This window comes from Pseudomonas sp., from assembly GCF_035277045.1.
GTDB lineage: Bacteria > Pseudomonadota > Gammaproteobacteria > Pseudomonadales > Pseudomonadaceae > Aquipseudomonas.
Genome location: NZ_DATELE010000149.1, coordinates 1 through 19,461, shown reverse-complemented (window position 1 = coordinate 19,461; position 19,461 = coordinate 1). Strand labels below are relative to the sequence as shown.

At 64.3% G+C, this 19,461-nt stretch carries 17 protein-coding genes; 10 read left to right on the top strand and 7 right to left on the bottom strand.

The window, feature by feature from the left end; all coding sequences use genetic code 11:
- The coding region (locus VJS90_RS06840) for an aminopeptidase P family N-terminal domain-containing protein (protein ID WP_324120310.1) at positions 1-630 on the bottom strand (630 nt) is incomplete at its 3' end.
- A gap of 174 nt (positions 631-804) precedes the next feature.
- Here VJS90_RS06840 and VJS90_RS06835 point away from each other — a divergent pair.
- Both VJS90_RS06835 and VJS90_RS06830 read left to right on the top strand, forming a co-directional pair.
- Positions 805-1,914, top strand: a complete 1,110-nt coding sequence (locus VJS90_RS06835; protein WP_324120308.1) for a DUF3182 family protein — start codon at positions 805-807, stop codon at positions 1,912-1,914.
- Positions 1,901-2,671, top strand: coding sequence for an alpha/beta hydrolase (locus VJS90_RS06830; RefSeq protein ID WP_324120306.1), 771 nt, complete (start codon positions 1,901-1,903; stop codon positions 2,669-2,671). Before VJS90_RS06835 ends, VJS90_RS06830 begins: the two co-directional genes overlap by 14 nt.
- Before the next feature lie 72 nt (positions 2,672-2,743).
- Here the strand turns inward: VJS90_RS06830 and VJS90_RS06825 are convergent, their stop codons facing one another.
- Positions 2,744-3,307, bottom strand: coding sequence for an XRE family transcriptional regulator (locus VJS90_RS06825; RefSeq protein WP_324120304.1), 564 nt, complete (start codon positions 3,305-3,307; stop codon positions 2,744-2,746).
- Between the two features lie 84 nt (positions 3,308-3,391).
- Between VJS90_RS06825 and VJS90_RS06820 the strand changes: the two genes are divergently transcribed.
- The 7 genes from VJS90_RS06820 to VJS90_RS06790 all read left to right on the top strand — a co-directional run bounded on the left by VJS90_RS06820 (position 3,392) and on the right by VJS90_RS06790 (position 10,550).
- Complete coding sequence (locus VJS90_RS06820) at positions 3,392-4,345, top strand: DMT family transporter (protein ID WP_324120302.1); 954 nt, start codon at positions 3,392-3,394, stop codon at positions 4,343-4,345.
- Between the two features lie 150 nt (positions 4,346-4,495).
- On the top strand, positions 4,496-7,411 hold the full coding sequence (locus VJS90_RS06815) for a monovalent cation/H+ antiporter subunit A (protein ID WP_324120300.1): 2,916 nt from the start codon (positions 4,496-4,498) through the stop codon (positions 7,409-7,411).
- The gene (locus tag VJS90_RS06810; RefSeq protein ID WP_324120298.1) at positions 7,411-7,755 is read left to right on the top strand and encodes a Na+/H+ antiporter subunit C; all 345 of its coding nucleotides are present in this window, start codon (positions 7,411-7,413) and stop codon (positions 7,753-7,755) included. Before VJS90_RS06815 ends, VJS90_RS06810 begins: the two co-directional genes overlap by 1 nt.
- Positions 7,752-9,428 (top strand): monovalent cation/H+ antiporter subunit D, encoded by a 1,677-nt coding sequence (locus VJS90_RS06805; RefSeq protein ID WP_324120296.1) that lies wholly within the window; start codon positions 7,752-7,754, stop codon positions 9,426-9,428. The genes VJS90_RS06810 and VJS90_RS06805 overlap by 4 nt, the downstream gene beginning before the upstream one ends.
- Positions 9,425-9,913 carry a Na+/H+ antiporter subunit E gene (locus tag VJS90_RS06800; RefSeq protein ID WP_324120293.1) on the top strand — a complete coding sequence of 163 codons (489 nt, stop codon included), beginning with the start codon at positions 9,425-9,427 and terminating at the stop codon, positions 9,911-9,913. Before VJS90_RS06805 ends, VJS90_RS06800 begins: the two co-directional genes overlap by 4 nt.
- Positions 9,910-10,188, top strand: coding sequence for a K+/H+ antiporter subunit F (locus VJS90_RS06795; RefSeq protein ID WP_186555771.1), 279 nt, complete (start codon positions 9,910-9,912; stop codon positions 10,186-10,188). Before VJS90_RS06800 ends, VJS90_RS06795 begins: the two co-directional genes overlap by 4 nt.
- Positions 10,185-10,550, top strand: coding sequence for a Na+/H+ antiporter subunit G (locus tag VJS90_RS06790; RefSeq protein ID WP_324120291.1), 366 nt, complete (start codon positions 10,185-10,187; stop codon positions 10,548-10,550). The genes VJS90_RS06795 and VJS90_RS06790 overlap by 4 nt, the downstream gene beginning before the upstream one ends.
- A 22-nt stretch (positions 10,551-10,572) precedes the next feature.
- Here the strand turns inward: VJS90_RS06790 and VJS90_RS06785 are convergent, their stop codons facing one another.
- Both VJS90_RS06785 and VJS90_RS06780 read right to left on the bottom strand, forming a co-directional pair.
- Positions 10,573-11,043: a hypothetical protein gene (locus tag VJS90_RS06785; protein WP_324120289.1), complete on the bottom strand. Its 471-nt coding sequence runs from the start codon at positions 11,041-11,043 to the stop codon at positions 10,573-10,575.
- A 373-nt stretch (positions 11,044-11,416) separates the two neighbouring features.
- Positions 11,417-11,821 carry a TraR/DksA family transcriptional regulator gene (locus tag VJS90_RS06780; RefSeq protein ID WP_324120287.1) on the bottom strand — a complete coding sequence of 135 codons (405 nt, stop codon included), beginning with the start codon at positions 11,819-11,821 and terminating at the stop codon, positions 11,417-11,419.
- A 365-nt stretch (positions 11,822-12,186) separates the two neighbouring features.
- On the opposite strand from VJS90_RS06780, the gene VJS90_RS06775 reads away from it, so the two are divergent.
- Positions 12,187-16,737 (top strand): hypothetical protein, encoded by a 4,551-nt coding sequence (locus VJS90_RS06775; protein ID WP_324120285.1) that lies wholly within the window; start codon positions 12,187-12,189, stop codon positions 16,735-16,737.
- A 58-nt stretch (positions 16,738-16,795) separates the two neighbouring features.
- Here VJS90_RS06775 and VJS90_RS06770 read toward each other — a convergent pair whose 3' ends face one another.
- From VJS90_RS06770 to VJS90_RS06760, 3 genes are all read right to left on the bottom strand, one after another.
- Positions 16,796-17,569, bottom strand: a complete 774-nt coding sequence (locus VJS90_RS06770) for an enoyl-CoA hydratase (RefSeq protein ID WP_324120283.1) — start codon at positions 17,567-17,569, stop codon at positions 16,796-16,798.
- A gap of 98 nt (positions 17,570-17,667) precedes the next feature.
- Complete coding sequence (locus VJS90_RS06765; RefSeq protein WP_324120281.1) at positions 17,668-18,861, bottom strand: acetyl-CoA C-acyltransferase; 1,194 nt, start codon at positions 18,859-18,861, stop codon at positions 17,668-17,670.
- A gap of 12 nt (positions 18,862-18,873) precedes the next feature.
- Positions 18,874-19,461: SDR family NAD(P)-dependent oxidoreductase (locus tag VJS90_RS06760; RefSeq protein ID WP_324120279.1), on the bottom strand; the 588-nt coding region annotated here is incomplete at its 5' end.

Genomic DNA, 19,461 nt, shown 5'->3' with positions numbered 1-19,461 from the left:
CAGGTTGAACAGCCAGGCGATATCGTCGAGGGTGGCGATGAAATGCCAGTCCGCCTTTCGGGCCTGCAGGTCACGCCGCAGCTGCGCCAATTTGTCGGTGCGCTCGATACTCGCCTGAGGTGGCAGATGCTGGTAGACCGGATTTTCAGGAAGTCCTGGGCGCTCATCCCAGACCCTGCCAGGCAGGTCAAGATGCGTCAGGAGGCGTATGTTGCGCGCCTTGAGACGCTCGTCCAGCTGGCGCGCCGAGGCGACGGCCATGACACTGCCATCCACGGCAACCGCGCCGTCCTGCGTGATCTCTTCGGCCAGCCAGTCCAGAGGGCCCGGCTGGCCCGGCCGGAGCTTCATCAACACGATACCGCTCCCGGCCAGCTCTTTTTCGGCCTGCTCCCAGTAACGGCTGTCAGCCCAGAGCCCGGCAAAATCGCGCGTCACCACCAGCGTGCCCACCGAGCCATGAAAACCCGACAACCACTGACGGGCCTGCCAGTAGCCCGGCAGGTACTCGGACAAATGAGGATCTGCCGAGGGGACCAGCAAAGCATCCACCGCTTCTTCGGCCATGACCTCGCGCAAGCGCGCAAGGCGTACCGGGACACTGCCTTGTAATGAAGACTGACTGTTCATGCACGCTCCTGCTGAGGCACCTACGGAATTCTGGTCAATGATAATGGAACAGCCAGACCGTACCGGCAACCGCCGGCGTGCCGCGCGTCAAGCACAGGGCCACCGATCAGTCTCGGTGAACTTCGCGCAAGCCGCGACTTCACACGGAGTACATCCTGAGCAAGAGAGTCGATCATGCCTCGCTCCTCCAGCCAGAAAACGGGTGTCGTACTGCTCGACACACGTGAGCGGACCACCGATCACGAGCACGCTGTGCACCTCAAGCTTGGGCGGTTCCTGGCCGGTCTGCTGGATACGGTAATGGTCGACCCGGCCGAGGGCATACCCCAGGGCGCAGGCTTCTATTACCTCCCCACCGCCACCCTGATCGGCCCGTCCCGCTACGAGTCCTTGGGCATCAACAGCGAGGATGACCTGTTCGGCGGACTGGTGAGCCAGCCCTACATGGCGACCAAGGCCATCTCGCACCCCCTGCTCCCAAATGCCGCGGCCCCTGAAGGCTGGACCGACGACTTCGCACGGTTCGCCAATCACGCCTTGCTGCGGGGCTACAGTGTCTTTAGCAAGGCTGATGCCCGTCGAGCCACCCAATTGCTGCTGCTCGACGGACCGGTCAGGGTCAAGCCGGTCCTGGCGTGCGCCGGTCGCGGGCAAGCGGTGATTTATCAGACCGAAGAACTCGAACCTCTGCTCGCCCAGATGGAGGATTCCGCCCTTGGGCTGTGGGGCCTGGTGCTTGAAGAGAACCTGGAGCAGGTGCAAACGTTCAGCGTGGGTCAGGCTCGCGTTGCCGGCCTGACCTGTAGCTACTATGGCACTCAGCAACTCACCTGCGATCACCAGGGTGTAGAGGTGTACGGCGGTTCCGAGCTTGTCGTCGTGCGCGGTGGCTATGACGCCTTGCTCGAACTCCCGCTGGAAGATCATCTGAGTCTGGCAGTCAACCAGGCCATGGCCTACGAAAACGCCGCGCTACGCAGCTTTCCAGGTTTCATTGCTTCACGCAGGAACTATGACATCGCTCGCGGGTTGGACCACCAACAGCGCCATCGCAGCGGTGTGCTCGAACAATCCTGGCGCATGGGCGGTGCCAGCAGTGCCGAGATCCTGGCCCTGCAGGCCTTTGCCGATGACCCCCTGCTGAACCGGGTACGCGCCTCCAGCCACGAAGTCTTCGGCACCCCTGACCTGCCCGAGGACGCCACCCTGTTCTATCAAGGAGAAGATAGTGAGCTCGGACAACTCAGCAAGTACGCACGCATCCGCGAGCATGACCATCCATAGCGAATCGCTGGAATTGCAGGTTGGCGGCGAAAGCATTGCCGGCACCCTGGTCAGCCCCGGCAGCAAGATGCCGGGCATCCTCTTCGTTCACGGCTGGGGCGGCAGCCAGCAGCGTGACCTGGCCCGAGCCCGCCAGATCACCGGCCTTGGCTGCGTATGCATGACCTTCGACCTGCGTGGTCATGAAAAAACCGCCAGCCAGCGCCTGAGTGTCACTCGCGAACAGAACCTGGACGACCTGATCGCGGCCTACGACAGGCTGGTCAGCCACCCCGCCGTTGACAGCAGCGCCATTGCCATCATCGGCAGCAGCTATGGAGGCTACCTGGCCACCTTGCTGACCACACTGCGGCCGGTGAAGTGGCTGGCGCTGAGGGTGCCTGCCTTGTACTGGGACGATGAATGGCAGGTCCCCAAGCAGGCGCTGGACCGCAAGCGCCTGCAGGACTATCGCCAGCGCCTTCTCGCGCCTGGCGACAACCGTGCGCTCGGGGCCTGCGTTGATTTCCGTGGCGATGTGCTGCTGGTGGAGTCGGAGCAGGACGACTACGTGCCCCACACCACGCTGATGAGCTACCGTTCAGCGTTCATCAATGCCCACTCGCTGACCCACCGGATCGTCGACGGCGCCGATCATGCGTTGTCCAGCGAAGAGAGCCAGAAGGCCTACAGCGCGATGCTCGGTTCATGGATCAGCGAAATGGTCATCGGTGCGCGCCTTGACCGCTACCCACACTATGCGCCTTGGTACGCGTGAGGACGTCAGCGGTACGCGCTGTACGAGGTGATGTTGCTTGCGGACCCGCTCGGTCTTTTCGAGATGCAGGCTTCAGATCACCACGTTTCGCACGAAGCGGGTCACCACCGTGCCGTCATTGCGATAGGCATGACGGCAGTTGCTCGCGTAGGCGAAGAACTCGCCCGCCTGCAACCGGTATTCCTGCTCCTCGATCACCAGTGTCAGGCAGCCTTCGAAAACATACACCTGTTCACTCCAGCCATCGGCGTCGACATCGCTGGGATAACGTTCACCAGGCTCCAGACGCCATTCCCACAGTTCGACTTCGCGGCTGGCCGGGCAACTGGCGAGCAGCACGGCCTTGCTGCCGGGATGCTCGCCCGCCCAGGCCAGTTCATTGATGCGCCGTGGATCGCGCTGGTCTGGCGCCTGAATCAGGAAACTGAAGGCAACGCCGAGCGCCTCGGCGATCAGGTCGAGGGTGTTCAGGCTGACGTTGGTTTCTCCCCCCTCGATCGCCACCAGCATGCGTCGGCTGACCCCTGACGCTTCGGCCAGGGCGCTTTGGCTCAGCCCGGCGGCGGTGCGCAGGCGGCGGATGTTCTGACTGACATGCTGCAACACCGACGCGCGGTGGCTGGAATCTTTGTGCACTATATTGCTCACTGGTAGAGGCTGCGCAGTATACTGCCCCCTTTGCGCGCAATTGTGCGTCGCCCTACCCGAGTGTGCAAGACAATGACCCGATCCGCGAGCGCAGAGCGCCCTTCCGTTTCATTCCGGCTCACCAAGGCCGAGCTGGTGCTGGTATTCATCACCATGCTCTGGGGCGGTACCTTCCTGCTGGTTCACAATGTCATGAGCGTCAGTGGGCCAATGTTCTTTGTTGGCCTGCGCTTCGCCGCGGCCGCGCTGTTCGTCGGACTGATCTCGCTTCGAGCATTGCCTGGACTGACCTGGACAGAGCTCAAGGCGGGTGTGCTCATCGGTGCATCGATCATGCTGGGCTACGGGTTGCAGACGATGGGCCTGCAGACCATCAGCAGCAGCCAGTCGGCGTTCATCACCGCGCTGTACGTGCCCTTCGTGCCATTGCTGCAGTGGCTGGTCCTGGGCCGTCGCCCTGGGCTGATGGCGAGCCTGGGCATCTGCCTGGCCTTCGTCGGCCTGATGCTGCTCGCAGGACCGCAGGGCGGCTCGCTGCAGTTCAGCGAGGGTGAAACCGTCACCTTGGTGAGCGCAGTGGCGATTGCCGCCGAGATCATCCTGATCAGCCGCTACGCGGGGGCGGTGGATGTGCGCCGGGTAACCGTTGTGCAACTGGCCACGGCCTCGGCGCTCTCTTTCCTGATGATCGTGCCGACCCAGGAGCGCCTGCCCGATTTCTCCTGGTTGTTGCTGCTGAGCGCCATAGGTCTGGGCGCCATGAGCGCGGTGATTCAAGTCGCGATGAACTGGGCTCAGAAATCGGTGTCACCTACCAGGGCCACGTTGATCTATGCAGGCGAGCCGGTCTGGGCCGGTATCGTCGGGCGCCTGGCCGGTGATCGCCTGCCCGGTGTCGCCTTGATCGGCGGGGCGTTGATTGTGGTGGCGGTGGTTGTCAGCGAACTCAAGTTCAAACGGCGTGTGGATGCGCCCTCGCCGCGGCGAGAGGATGGCGGCCAGGGCGAAGGGGAACCGGGCCGGTGATCAGCGGGTCAGGCATCGAAGCTTGTAAAAAACTGTTATAAAAAAAACGACCGACGCGCTGTGTTTGAAGGATTCTGCGACAGCTTGCGTGTTGGTGATAGCCCCTACGCCACGTATGATCCTTGTCAAACTCCTGCAGATTAGAACGCTATGTCTTTGATAGTGCTGTTGCTTCTGCCGTTTGTCGGCAGTTGCCTGGCGGCTGTCCTGCCGCACAACGCGCGTAACACCGAGTCGCTGCTGGCCGGTCTTGTTGCCCTGGTTGGCACCATCCAGGTGGCGTTGCTGTACCCGCAGGTCGCTCATGGCGGGGTGATCCGCGAGGAGTTTCTCTGGCTGCCCAGCCTGGGCCTGAACCTGGTGCTGCGCATGGACGGCTTCGCCTGGCTGTTCTCCTTGCTCGTGCTGGGCATCGGCACGCTGGTCGCGCTCTATGCGCGCTACTACATGTCCCCGCAAGACCCTGTGCCGCGGTTTTTCGCCTTTTTCCTGGCGTTCATGGGCGCCATGCTTGGCCTGGTGATCTCGGGCAATCTGATCCAGATGGTGTTCTTCTGGGAGCTGACGAGCCTGTTTTCCTTCCTGCTCATCGGTTACTGGCACCATCGTAGCGACGCCCGACGCGGGGCCTACATGGCGCTTATGGTCACCGGGGCCGGCGGCCTGTGCCTTCTCGTCGGGGCGCTACTGCTCGGCCACGTGGTGGGCAGCTACGACCTGGACAAGGTCCTCGCAGCGGGCGAGCAGATTCGCCAGCATGCGCTTTATCCCGTGCTGCTTCCCCTGATCCTGATCGGCGCCCTGACCAAAAGCGCCCAGTTTCCGTTCCAGTTCTGGCTGCCGCACGCAATGGCCGCGCCCACGCCGGTTTCCGCCTACCTGCACTCGGCGACCATGGTCAAGGCCGGGGTCTTTCTGCTCGCGCGGCTCTGGCCGGTGCTTTCAGGCACCGAGGAATGGTTCTGGATCGTGGGCGGCGCGGGGGCCTGCACGTTGGTGCTGGGCGCGTTCGCCGCCATGTTCCAGAACGACCTCAAGGGCCTGCTGGCGTACTCGACCATCAGCCACCTGGGCCTGATCACCCTGCTGCTGGGCCTGAACAGCCCGCTTGCAGCGGTGGCGGCCGTGTTCCACATCCTCAACCATGCCACGTTCAAGGCCTCGCTGTTCATGGCCGCGGGCATCATTGACCATGAAAGCGGCACCCGGGACATCCGCCGCCTCAGCGGGCTGTTCCGGCTGATACCGTTCACCGCCACCCTGGCCATGGTGGCCAGCGCCTCGATGGCCGGGGTACCGCTGATGAACGGATTCCTGTCCAAGGAGATGTTCTTCGCCGAAACCGTGTTCATCAGCGCGAGCGCCTGGATCGAACTGGCCCTGCCGGTCATCGCCACCCTCGCCGGCACCTTCAGCGTGGCCTATGCGCTGCGCTTTACCGTCGATGTGTTCTTCGGCCCACCCGCCAAGGACCTGCCGCACCAGCCCCACGAACCGCCACGCTGGATGCGTGCGCCGGTCGAGCTGCTGGTGCTGACCTGCCTGGTCGTCGGCATCTTCCCCGCCCAATCGGTCGGCCCGCTCCTTGCCGCCGCGGCACTGCCAGTGGTGGGCGGCACATTGCCAGAGTACAGCCTGGCCATCTGGCATGGCTGGAACGCGCCGTTGATCATGAGCCTCATCGCCATGAGCGGCGGCGTCCTGCTCTATCTGGTGCTTCGCGAGCAACTGCGGCGCGGCCGCTTCCGCAATCCGCCGTTGATCGAGCGGTTCAACGGCAAGCGTCTGTTCGAGCGCGGCCAGGTCCACCTGATGCGCCTGGCGCGTCATGTCGAGCTTCTTCTGACCACCCGGCGCTTGCAGACTCAACTGTTCATGCTCGCGCTAGTGGCGTTTCTCGCCGGCCTGATACCCATGCTGTATAGCGGGCTGAGCTGGGGCGAGCGGCCGAAGATCCCCGGTTCCGGCGTGTTCGTCGCCCTCTGGGTGATCGCTATCGCCTGTGCGATCGGCGCTGCCTGGCAGGCGAAATACCATCGTCTCGCCGCCCTTACCATGGTCAGCGTCTGCGGCCTGATGACCTGCATCACCTTTGTCTGGTTCTCCGCGCCGGACCTGGCGCTGACTCAGCTGGTGGTCGAAGTGGTCACCACGGTGCTGATCCTCCTTGGCCTGCGCTGGCTGCCGCGGCGGATCGAAGGTGTCCCGCCCTCAGCCAGCAGCCTGGAGCGGGCTCGCCTGCGCCGCCTGCGCGATCTGCTGCTGGCAGGGCTGGTGGGCGGTGGCATGGCGGTGCTGTCCTACGCCATGCTGACTCGCCAGACACCCAATGACATCTCCTCCTTCTATCTCAGTCGGGCCCTGCCGGAAGGGGGAGGCACCAACGTGGTGAACGTCATGCTCGTGGACTTCCGCGGCTTCGATACCCTTGGCGAGATCACCGTGCTGGTGGCGGTGGCATTGACCGTGTTCGCCCTGCTGCGCCGCTTCCGCCCGCCGAAGGAAAGCATGCAGTTGCCAGCGCAGCAGCGCCAGTTGGCCCCGGATGTGGTGACCGACCTGATCAACCCACGGCACGCCACCGACACCGCCCTGGGCTTCATGATGGTGCCGGCTGTCCTGGTGCGGCTGCTGCTGCCAATCGCGCTGCTGGTATCGATGTACCTGTTCATGCGTGGGCACAACCAGCCGGGCGGGGGCTTTGTGGCCGGGCTGGTGATGTCGGTGGCCTTCATCCTGCAGTACATGGTCGCCGGTACCCAATGGGTCGAAGCGCAGATGAGCCTGCGCCCGCTGCGCTGGATGGGCACCGGGCTGCTTTGCGCGACCCTCACCGGCGTTGGCGCCATGGTCTTGGGTTATCCGTTCCTGACCACGCACACGGCGCATCTGCACCTGCCGGTGCTCGGTGATATCCACGTGGCCAGCGCGCTGTTCTTCGACATCGGCGTATACACCGTGGTGGTCGGCTCGACACTGCTGATCCTCACCGCCCTGGCGCACCAGTCGGTGCGCGCGTACCGCCCTGGCAGCCAGCCAAAACCCAGCCAAGCAGGAGCCGCCTGATGGAAGAAGTCATCGCAATCGCCATCGGCGTCCTGGCCGCCTCGGGGGTCTGGCTGATCCTGCGGCCCCGTACCTATCAGGTGATCATGGGCCTGTGCCTGCTTTCCTACGGCGTGAACCTGTTCATCTTCAGCATGGGCAGCCTGTTCATCGGCAAGGAGCCGATCATCAAGGATGGCGTCCCTCAGGACCTGCTCAACTACACCGATCCGCTGCCCCAGGCCCTGGTGCTGACCGCCATTGTCATCAGCTTCGCGATGACCGCGCTGTTTCTGGTGGTGATGCTGGCATCGCGTGGCCTGACCGGCACCGACCATGTCGACGGCCGGGAGCGCGACGAATGACGCTGATGAACCAGCTGATCGTCATGCCCATCCTGCTGCCGCTGCTTACGGCAGCCTTGATGTTGCTGCTTGGCGAAAAGCACCGGCCGCTCAAGCGGCGCCTCAACCTGTCCTCAAGCGTGCTGGGCCTGGCAATCGCCGTGACCTTGCTGCTCTGGGTGCGCAGCCAGGGCCAGGCCGAATCGATCGGGGTGTACCTGCCCGGCAACTGGCCGGCACCTTTTGGCATCGTGCTGGTACTGGATCACCTGTCGGCGCTGATGCTGGTGCTGACCGGCATCATCGCCGTCTGCGCGCTGCTCTTTGCCCGGGCCCGCTGGGACAGCGCCGGCGCCAGCTTTCATGCCTTGTTCCAGATCCAGCTGATGGGCCTGTACGGTGCCTTCCTCACCGCAGACCTGTTCAACCTGTTCGTATTCTTCGAGGTGCTGCTGGCAGCCTCCTATGGCCTGCTCCTGCACGGTTCGGGACGCGCGCGGGTCAAAGCGGGCCTGCACTACATCGCCATCAACCTGTTCGCCTCTTCATTGTTCCTTATCGGGGCGGCGATGCTCTATGGCGTCACCGACACCCTGAACATGGCTGACCTGGCCCTGAAGATCCCGCTGGTCGCCGAGGCCGATCGGGGCCTGCTGCATACCGGCGCGGCGATCCTGGCCATGGCGTTTCTGGTCAAGGCTGGCATCTGGCCGCTCAACTTCTGGTTGGTGCCGGCCTATTCCTCGGCCAGCGCACCGGTGGCCGCGCTGTTCGCGATCATGACCAAGGTCGGTTTTTACGCCGTGCTGCGTCTGTGGACCCTGCTTTTCTCCAGCCAGGCTGGCGCCTCGGCGTTTTTTGGCGGCCAATGGCTGGTCTACGCGGGCCTGCTCACATTGACCATCGCCGCGTTCTCGATCCTCGCCGCCCAACGCCTGGAGCGCATGGCCGCGTTGAGCATCCTGGTCTCGGCTGGCACCCTCATGGCAGCCATCGGCTTTGGTCAGCCGGTGCTGACCGGGGGCGCGTTGTTCTACCTGGTAAGTTCCAGCCTGGCACTCTGCGCGCTGTTCCTGCTGGCCGAGCTGATCGAGCGCTCCCGCTCGGCCAATGAGGCACCGCTCGATGACGACGACGGCATGCCGCCCCCGCTGGAGTCACTGCATCCCCCGAAGGGCATCAACCTCGATGACGATCAGAAAGCCGTGATCGGCCAGGTGATTCCGTGGACCATGGCCTTCCTGGGACTGAGCTTCATCGCCTGCGCCTTGCTGATCATCGGCATGCCGCCACTGTCCGGGTTCATCGGCAAGCTGAGCCTGATCAGCGCCCTGTTCAATCCGCTGGGCCTGGGCGTGGCGACCGCGGCGCCGCTGTCGACGGCAGGTTGGGCACTGGTCGCGCTGCTGGTCCTGTCGGGCCTGGCCTCGCTAATTGCCATGGGCCGCGTGGGCATCCAGCGTTTCTGGAAACCCGAGGAGCGCCCCTCCCCGGTGCTGCACCGGTACGAGTGCCTGCCGATCGTCATCCTGCTGGGCTTGTGCCTGGCCTTGAGCCTCAAGGCCGAGCCGCTGCTGCGCTACACCCAGGACACCGCCGCCAGCCTGCAGACGCCCGAGAGCTACATCGAGGCCGTGCTGGGTACCCGTCCGGTTCCAGGCCCCACCACCCACGCCGCACAGGTGCAGCCATGAGCCGAGTCTTCCCTGCCCCGCTGCTGTCATTGACCCTGTTCGTGCTGTGGCTGCTGCTCAACCTGTCCCTGAGTCCAGGCAACGTGCTGCTGGCTGCCTTGCTCGGGGTAGCCGCCCCCTTGCTCCTGGCGCCGCTGCGCCCGCAAGTGGCGCGTATTCGCAAGCCCGGGACCATCGCGCGCCTGCTCGTGCGGGTGGGTACCGATGTGGTGATGTCGAACCTGCAGGTAGCACGGGGTATCCTCCGTGCGCGCCGCCGCCCACCGCGCTCGGTCTTCGTGCACATTCCCCTGGCGCTGCGTGACGCCCATGGCCTGGCGGCACTGTCGATGATCACCACGGTCATCCCGGGGACCATCTGGTCGGAGCTGGCCCTGGACCGCAGCGTGTTGCTGCTGCACGTGTTCGACCTGGAGGATGAGGCATCCTTCATCCGGCACTTCAAGGACACCTACGAGCGTCCGCTGATGGAGATCTTCGAATGACCGGCCTGCTCGCCAATGCCATCCTCGCCAGCCTGTTCATCTTCGCCATTGCCATGGCCCTGGCGCTGGTCAGGCTGTTTCGCGGTCCTTCGGCCCAGGACCGGGTCCTGGCGCTGGACTACCTGTACATCCTGGCCATGCTGATGATGCTGGTGCTGGGCATCCGCTATGCCAGTGACACCTATTTCGAAGGCGCCCTGCTGATTGCCCTGTTCGGCTTCGTCGGCTCTTTCGCGCTGGCCAAGTTTCTGCTGCGCGGTGAGGTGATCGAATGAACGAAAGCGCTGAACTGCCATTCTGGCTCGAGCTGACAACCGCGGTACTGCTGCTGGCCGGCAGTACCTTCGCGTTGATCGGGGCATTGGGACTGGTGCGGCTGAAAGACTTTTTCCAGCGCATGCATCCGCCGGCCCTGGCGTCGACCATCGGTGCCTGGTGCGTGGCCCTGGCGTCGATCATCTATTTCTCCGGGCTCAAGCAGAGCCCGGTGCTGCATGCCTGGCTGATCCCTGTCCTGCTGTCGATCACCGTGCCGGTCACCACGCTGCTGCTGGCCAGGGCGGCACTGTTTCGCAAGCGCATGTCGGGTGACGACGTCCCCGCGGAGGTGAGCAGCGGCAAGGACGATGGAAACTGAGCCGAGGGCAAGCCCTCGGTGATCACTCGCTGGCCTTGAAGGTGGTCAGCTCGCCCTTTCGCCACTTGGCGACCTTGCCGGTAGCGGCCTTGAGCACCTTGCCCAGGCCTTCCTGCACCTGCTGGTGAGCGGCAAACACCAGCATCACCCCTTGGCCTTCGCGGAACACGATGCCATCGCCTTCCGGGACCGATACGAACGCGTAGTCCCCCATCCCGTAGACATTGAGTTTGATGTCCCGGAACCGGATCTCCAGCTTGCCGCCCTCGCGGCTGGGCAGCACGGCGGCGCGAAAGTGGTCGCCGACCTTCAATTCCAGCCGCTGCTTGTCATCGACCACCAAGGCCGTTTCAGTGTCGAGCTCGGCCATATAGAGGCCTTCGGCGCTCTGCTCGGTGATATAAACAAAACGCCCTTGAAACTGCTTGACCAACTTGGCCCGCAGATCGCCCAGGGCAAACAGGGCATGGGTATCCAGAGTGCTGACTGCCAATGAACAATTCCTCAAACCGATTACACTCCGCTGCCGCGCGAGCAACTTGTCGGCGCGCTGGCAACGGCACTTCAAAGTGGAAGTCTCAAAGACTAATGGGTAAAGCCCGACGCGTCTGTGAAGGTGGACGCAGAAGTGTGAAGGAATTCTCACACTTGTTTGAAGGTCAAGTCCGCGCTACAGCGCCGGGCAACACGGGCGTGCATATCACTTGCCCATTACAGGAAAAGGAATATGCACGAAAACACCGAAACCCGTCGAGAGGGGAAATGCATTTCTTGCGTCGCATCGACCCACGCGTCGTCATGCACCCTGCCAGGAAAAGCAAAAGGCCCCATGGATCACTCCACGGGGCCTCTGATCAGCTGCCCGGTCAGACCTGGCGCTGGTGCTTGTCGATCTGCTCGTGACGCTCCTGCGCCTCGATGCAGTACTTGGTGGTCGGGCTGATCAGCAAACGCTTCAGGCCGATCGGCTCGCCGCTGTCATCGCACCAGCCGAAGCTCTCGTCGGCGATACGGCCCAATGCCATCTCAAGCTGGGGCAAGGAGCGCTGGTCACGCTCGATCGCGTTGACCAGCCAGTGGCGCTCTTCCTCGACGGAGGCAGCGTCGGCCGGGTCAGCAGGGCTGTCCAGGCTCTCGATGGTGATACGGCTCTGCTCGATGCGCTCCTGGGTCTCGACTTTCATCGACTGCAGCAACTCGGTGAAGAACGCCAGTTGCTGGGCGTTCATGTAGTCATCGGCCGGCATGGCCAGCAACTTTTCCTTGGTCATCGACTTCTCTATAAAAATACGTGCATTTAGGCGAATCGGGTGCCACCGGCGAATACACGCCAGCGGCGGAATTCTTCAAGCACCATTCGGCACTCTATTTACAGGGGGCGGCAGTCTAAGGTGCCGCGTCGCACTGGGCAACAGAAATGAAGGGGTAATCGAGCGAAACGGCGCGCAATTCGCGTATCCGCGACGAAACGCCAGTGCCCGCCCCGCTCCTGCGCAGCGTGCGGCGTTGGACCGGCCATATCGAGAAAGGTGCCCATGGCCGGGTGGCCGGGCTGAAGGTGGTAGCGCACTAGTGTCAGGCCGGTCGGGGATGCTGGTGTGATTGGCCTCCTGTTTTTGCATTGGAGGACCCTTACATGAGCTTGCACAAGCGCCTCGCCGAAGATGACTCATTGAGCTGCGAGGTGGCCAAGCGCTTCGCCTTTCACCCCCTGCTATCGGACGTCGCCGGTGCCCTGCTGGTCGAGCAGTGGCGCCAACGCCGGCTCGGCCGCCAGTTTGACCCGCTCGGGCTGTATCTGGTCACGCGCAGGCCGGCCCCGCATCAGCCCTGGATCAGACCCCTGGCGCATGTGCTGATCGAGCGTTTCTGCAGGGGCCGCACCTTGAACCTGACAACGGGTGAAGATCACCTGAGCCTGCGCAAGGACAGTGATCCCCAGTGGGCGGTCGAGGTGGACGCCCATGGCGTGGAGCGCCTGATCAACGACTGCGGCCCCTGGCTCATTACCCGTTACCAGGAAGCGCTGGCCGGTTTCTGGAGCGATGGCGACAGCACAGGGCAATCGCCCTGGCAATGGTATGCACAGTATTTGCAGGAGCAGTTGCGTACTGCTGTCGAGCGCGCGGTCCAAGGGCAGTCACTGAAGGCTCCCGCCGCCGCGCTGGCCCGTCTGGTGCAAGCCGATCCTCAAAGAGACGAGCACACCAGCTGGGCCAACAGCAAGGCGATCGTGGTGAGCAACCTGCGGGTGGACCTTTCCCCGGGTTGGCAATTGAACCCGGACCTTGCCAGCTCGCTGCTGCTCGAGCGCTCCGGCGACACCCCCGCGCAAACCGTCACGCTGCTCTACACCCTGACCGGCCGCTTGCTGGCCTGGGAGTCGCGCCAGCAACTCCTGGACACCATTGCCCGGCAGTGGCCCGAACGCTTGCGCTCACGCCCCCCGGAGGTGGAACTCAACGATGCTTCTGCGCAGGTGTTCGAGGCGCAGGCGCTGGGCATGCTTGACCAGTACCTGCGGCTGATAGGCACAGTAAGCGCGACGTTCACGGGCCAGGGCCGGGCCAGTGCCCTGGCCCGCACACTGGACTGGATGACCTCGATGGTGAACCTGTGCAACATCGAGGAAGGCGACCGCTACGCACAGTTGTTCTCGAAACTGCCCCAGTGGCTGCGTGACGCACCCGCACCGCAGCAGCGGCATTACGCCGAGATGCTCATGGACATCGCCCAGGTCGACATCGAGCTCGGGGACAAAAGCTGGCTTCACGCGATTCCCAGTGCAGAAACATTCGCCCTGGACAAGCTAGAGCAGCGCATGAAAGCTGACCATCAGCAGGCCGGGCTGGATCTGGCCGACGTGCAGGTCGTCAACTACCAGGTCACTACCGCCGTGCTGCCCGGTGCCGGCGTGCTGGTCACCGATAACGGTGTCCGGGAAGCAAGATTTTCCCTCGCCCAGCTGGCCATCGCCAATCTCGGCCTGCTGCAGCCCGGGCGGATCTTGCTGCAATCGCGCAGCGGGCGAACCCTTCCCGGATGGCTGGACGAGCCGTATCTGCGCCGCCTGGTGGCCGACGTGGACATTGGCACGGCCTATCCGCGGGAGCTGGAGCGGCGGTTGCTCGACGACTCCGTCCAGGCCGCAGAGCGGCAGCAGCTGCTGATGATGCGTTTACGGGTGCAGTTGCCCGCCCAGGCGATGGAGCTGCACCTGCGCGACCAGGGCCTGACTCTGCAAGGCGTAGAAGCGGTCGTCCGGGCAATGTCCGCAGACGACCAGGACGGCTGGACGGTCGCGCCTCTTGGGTTCAGGCGCAGCGTCGATGCGGTGCCCGACCTGGCCCTCAATGTCTGGCTGCTCGAAAGCACGTCACCGGGGCGCCACCCCTGCGTGCTCTACCGCCCTTTGCATGCCGACCTATTGCTGGAATTCGAGGACCGGCCTGCGCTATTGGCCGCCATCAGCGCGGCCGGCCCATTGCAGGATGATCTGCTCAAGCGCTTGCCGCCGGCGGACCGGCGAGTCTATGACCACGGAGGCTTTGTCGAGCCGCACCTGTTCTTCCCACTGGACGATACCTCGGCCGTGCCGTTCGGCCGACCCGGGCCAGCCATGATCGCTCGCGAGCCTGCGGCGGCGGATCTGGGCGAGGCGATCTACCGCGCCTGCGTCATCGAGACCATCAATCATTTCCGAGAACAGTCCCGCAGCACCGCCCAGACGCGCTGGCAGCGCTGGGAAGACCTGGGCTGGCTGCTGCTCAACACCCTGGCGCCCTTTACCGATGGGCCCTTGGTAAAGGCCGCCTGGCTGCTGCAGACAGAGGCCGCCTTGCTCCAATTGATTGATGACCGGCCTGCCACACCCGCCAACACGGCCAACGCAATCGCCATGCTGCTGGCCAATATCGCCATGCTGCTGATCAGTCATCTGGCGCAGAAGTCTGCCTTGCCTAGCGCTGTGCCGGGCATGGCGCACGTGACGGCCCCGATAGCGACCAACGAGCAGGCACATGCCGATACCGGTGCAACCCCCACCAGACCAGACCTGGAGCATTTCACCTCCCAGCTCGACCACAGCTGGTCGCGGCCTGACCGGCAGCTGTCCATTACGCAACGCACCGCCTTGGCAAGCCTGCAGACCACCCTTTCACCCACCTTGCTCGGCCCGCCCATCCCCAGCGGACCGCTGGCGGGGCTGTACCTGTTCCAGGAAACGCTCATGACCCTCATCGAGGGCAAGGTCTACAACGTCACATGGGATGAAGCACAGGCCCAGCCGCGAATCACCAGCAGCATCGAGGGCGCCCTTCCAGGGCCCTGGCTGGCACGGGACGAAGGTGGACGCTGGCACCTCGACCTGCGCCTGCGCCTGCGAGGCGGCATGCCACTGCAGACCCGCCTGGCACAGCTGAAGGTCAGCAACGACTCGCTGGTGCAAAGCCTGGATGCCCAGCTTCGCCAGGACAGCGACTACATAGTGGAACGGCACACCTACCTGGGCAAGGTTGCGCAACTGGCCACCGCCGACGCGCCCGTGGCGATCCTGCGCAATTACCTGGAAAAGACCCAGGCATTCGCCAGGTTCTGGGACGAGCATCTGGAACGTCTCAAGCAGCGCAACGATCGCGAGCCATTGAAAGACTACAAGCGCACGCGTGCCAGCGCACTCTACGACAGCCTGCGCACCCTGCAGTCCGAACACGTGACGCTGCAGAAACTGTACGCGCCCAAACGGGCGCAAATGCTTGAATTCCACAAGCTCAATCAGCAAGGCCACGAGATCACCGCCGCCGACGAACTGATCCTCCGGGAAAAGCTGGACAGCTTGTCTCCGCTGATCGACCAGCTACTCTCCAATTGCGAGGCGATCCATGCCCACTACCAGCAGCTCAAGCGCCTCGCGAGCAGGTCGCAACCGCAAATCAGCCGCCTGCTTGAAAGCGCCGGCAAGCTCTGGCCCTACCTGACTTCTCCCCACACCTGGCGCTACCTGCGCATGGAGCACAATACCAACCGCCTGTCGCTGCTCAACGTGTTCGACGGCGAGGCGGGTTTCTGGCTGGACCGCGCCTGGATGAACATGGACCTGGCCGTATCCCAGCATCTGCAACTTGAAGACCAGCCGCTCGCCAGCGACGAGGCCATGAGCCGCTTGCTGCGCAGTGTCGGCCAGCAGTTCGCCGCAGCCCAGCGCCAGCTCGGCAACCTGCGTGACTACCTGGAAACGGCGTCAGCACGGGCCGACCTGGCGAAGCTTGAAACGGACCTCGAATACTTCAGCCGCCAGATCGAGCAGGACCTGACGGAATTTCCTGACGCGCCGCCCTCGTCCACGGTCCAGCAACTGCGCAGTCAACTGCCCGGACTGATCGAGACCGCAGACCACGGGCTTTTGATTGGCCAGCCCCGTGCGGACGATAGCAACCTGGTGGACATTCCTGGCCCCGATCATCAGGCCTCCAGGACCTATCGGTTCGAGCAGGACCAGTGGGTGGAGGTGCGCGAGGCACCTGCGAGCAGAGCCGCGCCTGGGCGGCAGAAGCTGTCTCGTCTGCTAAGTGACGGCACGCGCCTGGTCGCCACGGCACAGCGCGAGCTCGAGAGCCTGCAGTCGCACAGCCGCGCCAGCTATCTGCCGGTCGAGATCGAGGAGATCCTGCAGCATCACCGGCAATCGCTCGATCTGCAGCGCAACGCGATCGAGCAGCATCTGACGGCCGAAAACCTGACCGACGAGGCCAGCAGCACCCACGATGCCGCGACGACCATCAAGACGCTGGAAGACATGGCCCAGACCCTTGACCAGCAGGCGATTGTCCTGCGTACAAGGGCGGCACTGGCGCAGCCGCCGCGGATCGGCGAGCTGCAGTTCCTGCTGGCAAGGCACCAGGTGCAGGTCCGGCGCGAGGGCACGCGCAAGCGCCTGGCTCCGGTCAAAGGCAGGCCCGCCGACTTTCTCGACGAGTATGTGGTGCTGCACCAGGAGCGGCCCCTGTGGTATGCGCATTTCCACTACCGCGCCAGCGATGCCGACAAGACGTCGTTCACCGCGGGGCACCTGAAAACCGCGGAGCAGCGTTATGCGCAGGGCGGCAGAACCGGCGGCGCCGCGGCCATCGAAGTCTACCGCGCGCCGGTGACACTGGCCGCGGCACAAGCCGTGTTCTTCAGCCTATGAGCCTGGGAGCCTGGGAGCCTGGGAGCCTGGGAGCCTGTGAAGCTGGGCCGCCTTGCCGTCAGCGGTCCTTGAACTGCGCTTCGCGCTTGGCGATGAAGGCGGCCATGCCTTCCTTCTGGTCTTCGCTGGCGAAGGCGGCGTGGAACACCCGGCGCTCGAAGCGGACCCCTTCGCTGAGGGTCACTTCGAACGCCCGGTTGACGCTTTCCTTGACCATCATGCTCACCGGGATGGACTTGCTGGCAATGGTCGCCGCGACCTTCAGCGCCTCTTCCAGCAGTTCGGCCTGTGGCACCACGCGCGCCACCAGGCCCGCGCGCTCGGCTTCCTCGGCGTCCATCAGGCGGCCGGTCAGGCACAGTTCCATGGCCTTGGCCTTGCCCACCGCACGGGTCAGGCGCTGGGTGCCGCCCATGCCCGGCAGCACGCCCAGGTTGATTTCCGGCTGGCCGAACCTGGCGTTGTCGGCGGCGAGGATGAAGTCGCACATCATCGCCAGCTCGCATCCGCCGCCCAGGGCGAAGCCCGACACGGCAGCGATGATCGGCTTGCGCCGGTTGGCAATCCGGTCGGCATCGCTGAACAGGTCTTCAACGTAGATCTGCGGGTAACGCAGCTCGGCCATTTCCTTGATGTCGGCGCCCGCGGCGAAGGCCTTGGCGGAGCCGGTCAGTACCACGCAGCCGATATGCGGGTCCTTTTCGAGCTGGTCCAGCGCCTGGTTGATCTCGCCCACCAGTTGCGCATTCAGCGCGTTCAGCGCCTGTGGCCGGTTGAGGGTGATCAGGCCGACCTTGCCGTGGATGTCCAGCACGATAGTTTCGAATGCCATGCAGGCTGCTCCTTCAAAGATTGCGCGCAATGACCCTGCGCTGAAAGGGGGGGCTTTTTCTCGATTCTGGCAGACCCTTATGCCACGGCCGGTCCGCCTCAATACAGGCATTCGACCGCCATCGCCGTGGCTTCACCGCCGCCGATGCAAATGGCCGCCACGCCCCGGCGCAGTGTGTTCTGGCGCAGCGCCGACAGCAAGCTCACCAGGATGCGCGCGCCCGAGGCGCCGATGGGATGGCCCAGAGCGCAGGCGCCACCGTGGATGTTGACCTTGTCATGTGGCAAGTCCAGGTGCTTCATCGCCGCCAGGGTGACCACGGCGAAGGCCTCGTTGATCTCGAACAGGTCGACTTCGCCCAATTGCCAGCCGGTACGCTGCATCAGTCGCTCGATGGCCCCGATGGGCGCCGAATGAAACAGCGCCGGCGTGTCGGCGAAGGACGCGTGACCATGGATCACGGCCAAGGGCTTGAGGCCGCGCTGCTCGGCCTGGGAGCGGCGCATCAGCACCAGCGCCGCGGCGCCGTCGGAGATCGAGCTGGAGTTGGCCGCCGTGACCGTGCCACCTTCGCGGAAAGCCGGCTTGAGCTGGCTGATCTTGTCCAGGCGTGCCTTGGGAGGCTGCTCGTCGTGGCTGACCCAGCGCTGCGTCTTGCCCTCCGTCACCTCGACCGGGACGATCTCGGCGGCGAAGCGGCCCGTGTCGATGGCCTGCTGGGCGCGGGTCAGCGAGGCGATGGCGAAGTCGTCCTGAACCTCGCGGCTGAAACCGTTGGCCTCGGCGCATTCCTCGGCGAAAGTGCCCATCAGGCGACCCTTGTCGTAGGCGTCCTCGAGACCATCGAAAAACATGTGGTCGATGATCTTGCCATGGCCCATACGGTAGCCACTGCGCGCCTTTTCCAGCAGGTAGGGGGCGTTGGACATGCTTTCCATGCCCCCGGCGACCACCACTTCGGCGCTGCCGGCCAGCAGCAGGTCGTGGGCCATGATCGCGGCCTGCATGCCCGAGCCGCACATCTTGTTGAGCGTGGTGCAACTGGTGCCCTTGTCCAGCCCGGCAGCCAGGGCGGCCTGGCGCGCGGGGGCCTGTCCAAGCCCGGCGGACAGCACGCAGCCAAACAGCACCTGATCGATTTCGCCGGCCTGCATGCCGGCACGCTCGACGGCACCGCGAATGGCCGCCGCGCCCAACCGGGGCGCAGCGAGGCTCTTGAGATCACCCTGCAGGCCGCCGATCGGCGTGCGCACGGCGCTGACGATTACAATGGGGTCATTGGCGAGGGTCACGACGATTACTCCTTATCTGGCAGCCATGCGCAAGGCTCCGTCGAGGCGGATCACCTCGCCATTGAGCATGCTGTTCTCGATGATATGCCGGGCCAGCGCCGCGTATTCCTGCGGGCGGCCCAGCCGTGGTGGAAACGGAACGCCCGAGGCCAGCGCATCACGCAGTTCCGGGGTCATGCCGGCCATCATCGGGGTCTCGAAGATACCGGGTGCGATGGTCATCACCCGAATGCCGAAGCGCGCCAGCTCACGGGCGGCCGGCAAGGTCAGGCTGGCGATGGCGCCCTTGGAGGCGGCATAGGCGGCCTGGCCGATCTGTCCGTCGTAGGCGGCGACGGAGGCGGTATTGATGATCACGCCGCGCTCGCCACCCTCGCCCGCCGGGCCTTCGGCCATGGCGGCGGCGGTCAGGCGCAACAGGTTGAAGCTGCCGATCAGGTTGACGTTGATCACCCGCGCGAAGCTGTCCAGGCCATGCGGGCCCTGCTTGCCAAGCACCTTCTCGGCGCCGACGATCCCGGCGCAATTGACCAGGCCCTGCAGGCTGCCAAAAGCGCTCATGGCGGCATCGACCGCGGCCTTGGCGGCCCCTTCGTCACT

Excerpts from the sequence above, each read along its gene's own strand:
- VJS90_RS06835 (WP_324120308.1), top strand. The coding sequence starts at position 805 with ATGCCTCGCTCCTCCAGCCAGAAAACGGGTGTCGTACTGCTCGACACA.
- VJS90_RS06830 (WP_324120306.1), top strand. The coding sequence starts at position 1,901 with ATGACCATCCATAGCGAATCGCTGGAATTGCAGGTTGGCGGCGAAAGC.
- VJS90_RS06820 (WP_324120302.1), top strand. The coding sequence starts at position 3,392 with ATGACCCGATCCGCGAGCGCAGAGCGCCCTTCCGTTTCATTCCGGCTC.
- VJS90_RS06815 (WP_324120300.1), top strand. The coding sequence starts at position 4,496 with ATGTCTTTGATAGTGCTGTTGCTTCTGCCGTTTGTCGGCAGTTGCCTG.
- VJS90_RS06810 (WP_324120298.1), top strand. The coding sequence starts at position 7,411 with ATGGAAGAAGTCATCGCAATCGCCATCGGCGTCCTGGCCGCCTCGGGG.
- VJS90_RS06805 (WP_324120296.1), top strand. The coding sequence starts at position 7,752 with ATGACGCTGATGAACCAGCTGATCGTCATGCCCATCCTGCTGCCGCTG.
- VJS90_RS06800 (WP_324120293.1), top strand. The coding sequence starts at position 9,425 with ATGAGCCGAGTCTTCCCTGCCCCGCTGCTGTCATTGACCCTGTTCGTG.
- VJS90_RS06795 (WP_186555771.1), top strand. The coding sequence starts at position 9,910 with ATGACCGGCCTGCTCGCCAATGCCATCCTCGCCAGCCTGTTCATCTTC.
- VJS90_RS06790 (WP_324120291.1), top strand. The coding sequence starts at position 10,185 with ATGAACGAAAGCGCTGAACTGCCATTCTGGCTCGAGCTGACAACCGCG.
- VJS90_RS06780 (WP_324120287.1), bottom strand. The coding sequence starts at position 11,821 with ATGACCAAGGAAAAGTTGCTGGCCATGCCGGCCGATGACTACATGAAC.
- VJS90_RS06775 (WP_324120285.1), top strand. The coding sequence starts at position 12,187 with ATGAGCTTGCACAAGCGCCTCGCCGAAGATGACTCATTGAGCTGCGAG.
- VJS90_RS06770 (WP_324120283.1), bottom strand. The coding sequence starts at position 17,569 with ATGGCATTCGAAACTATCGTGCTGGACATCCACGGCAAGGTCGGCCTG.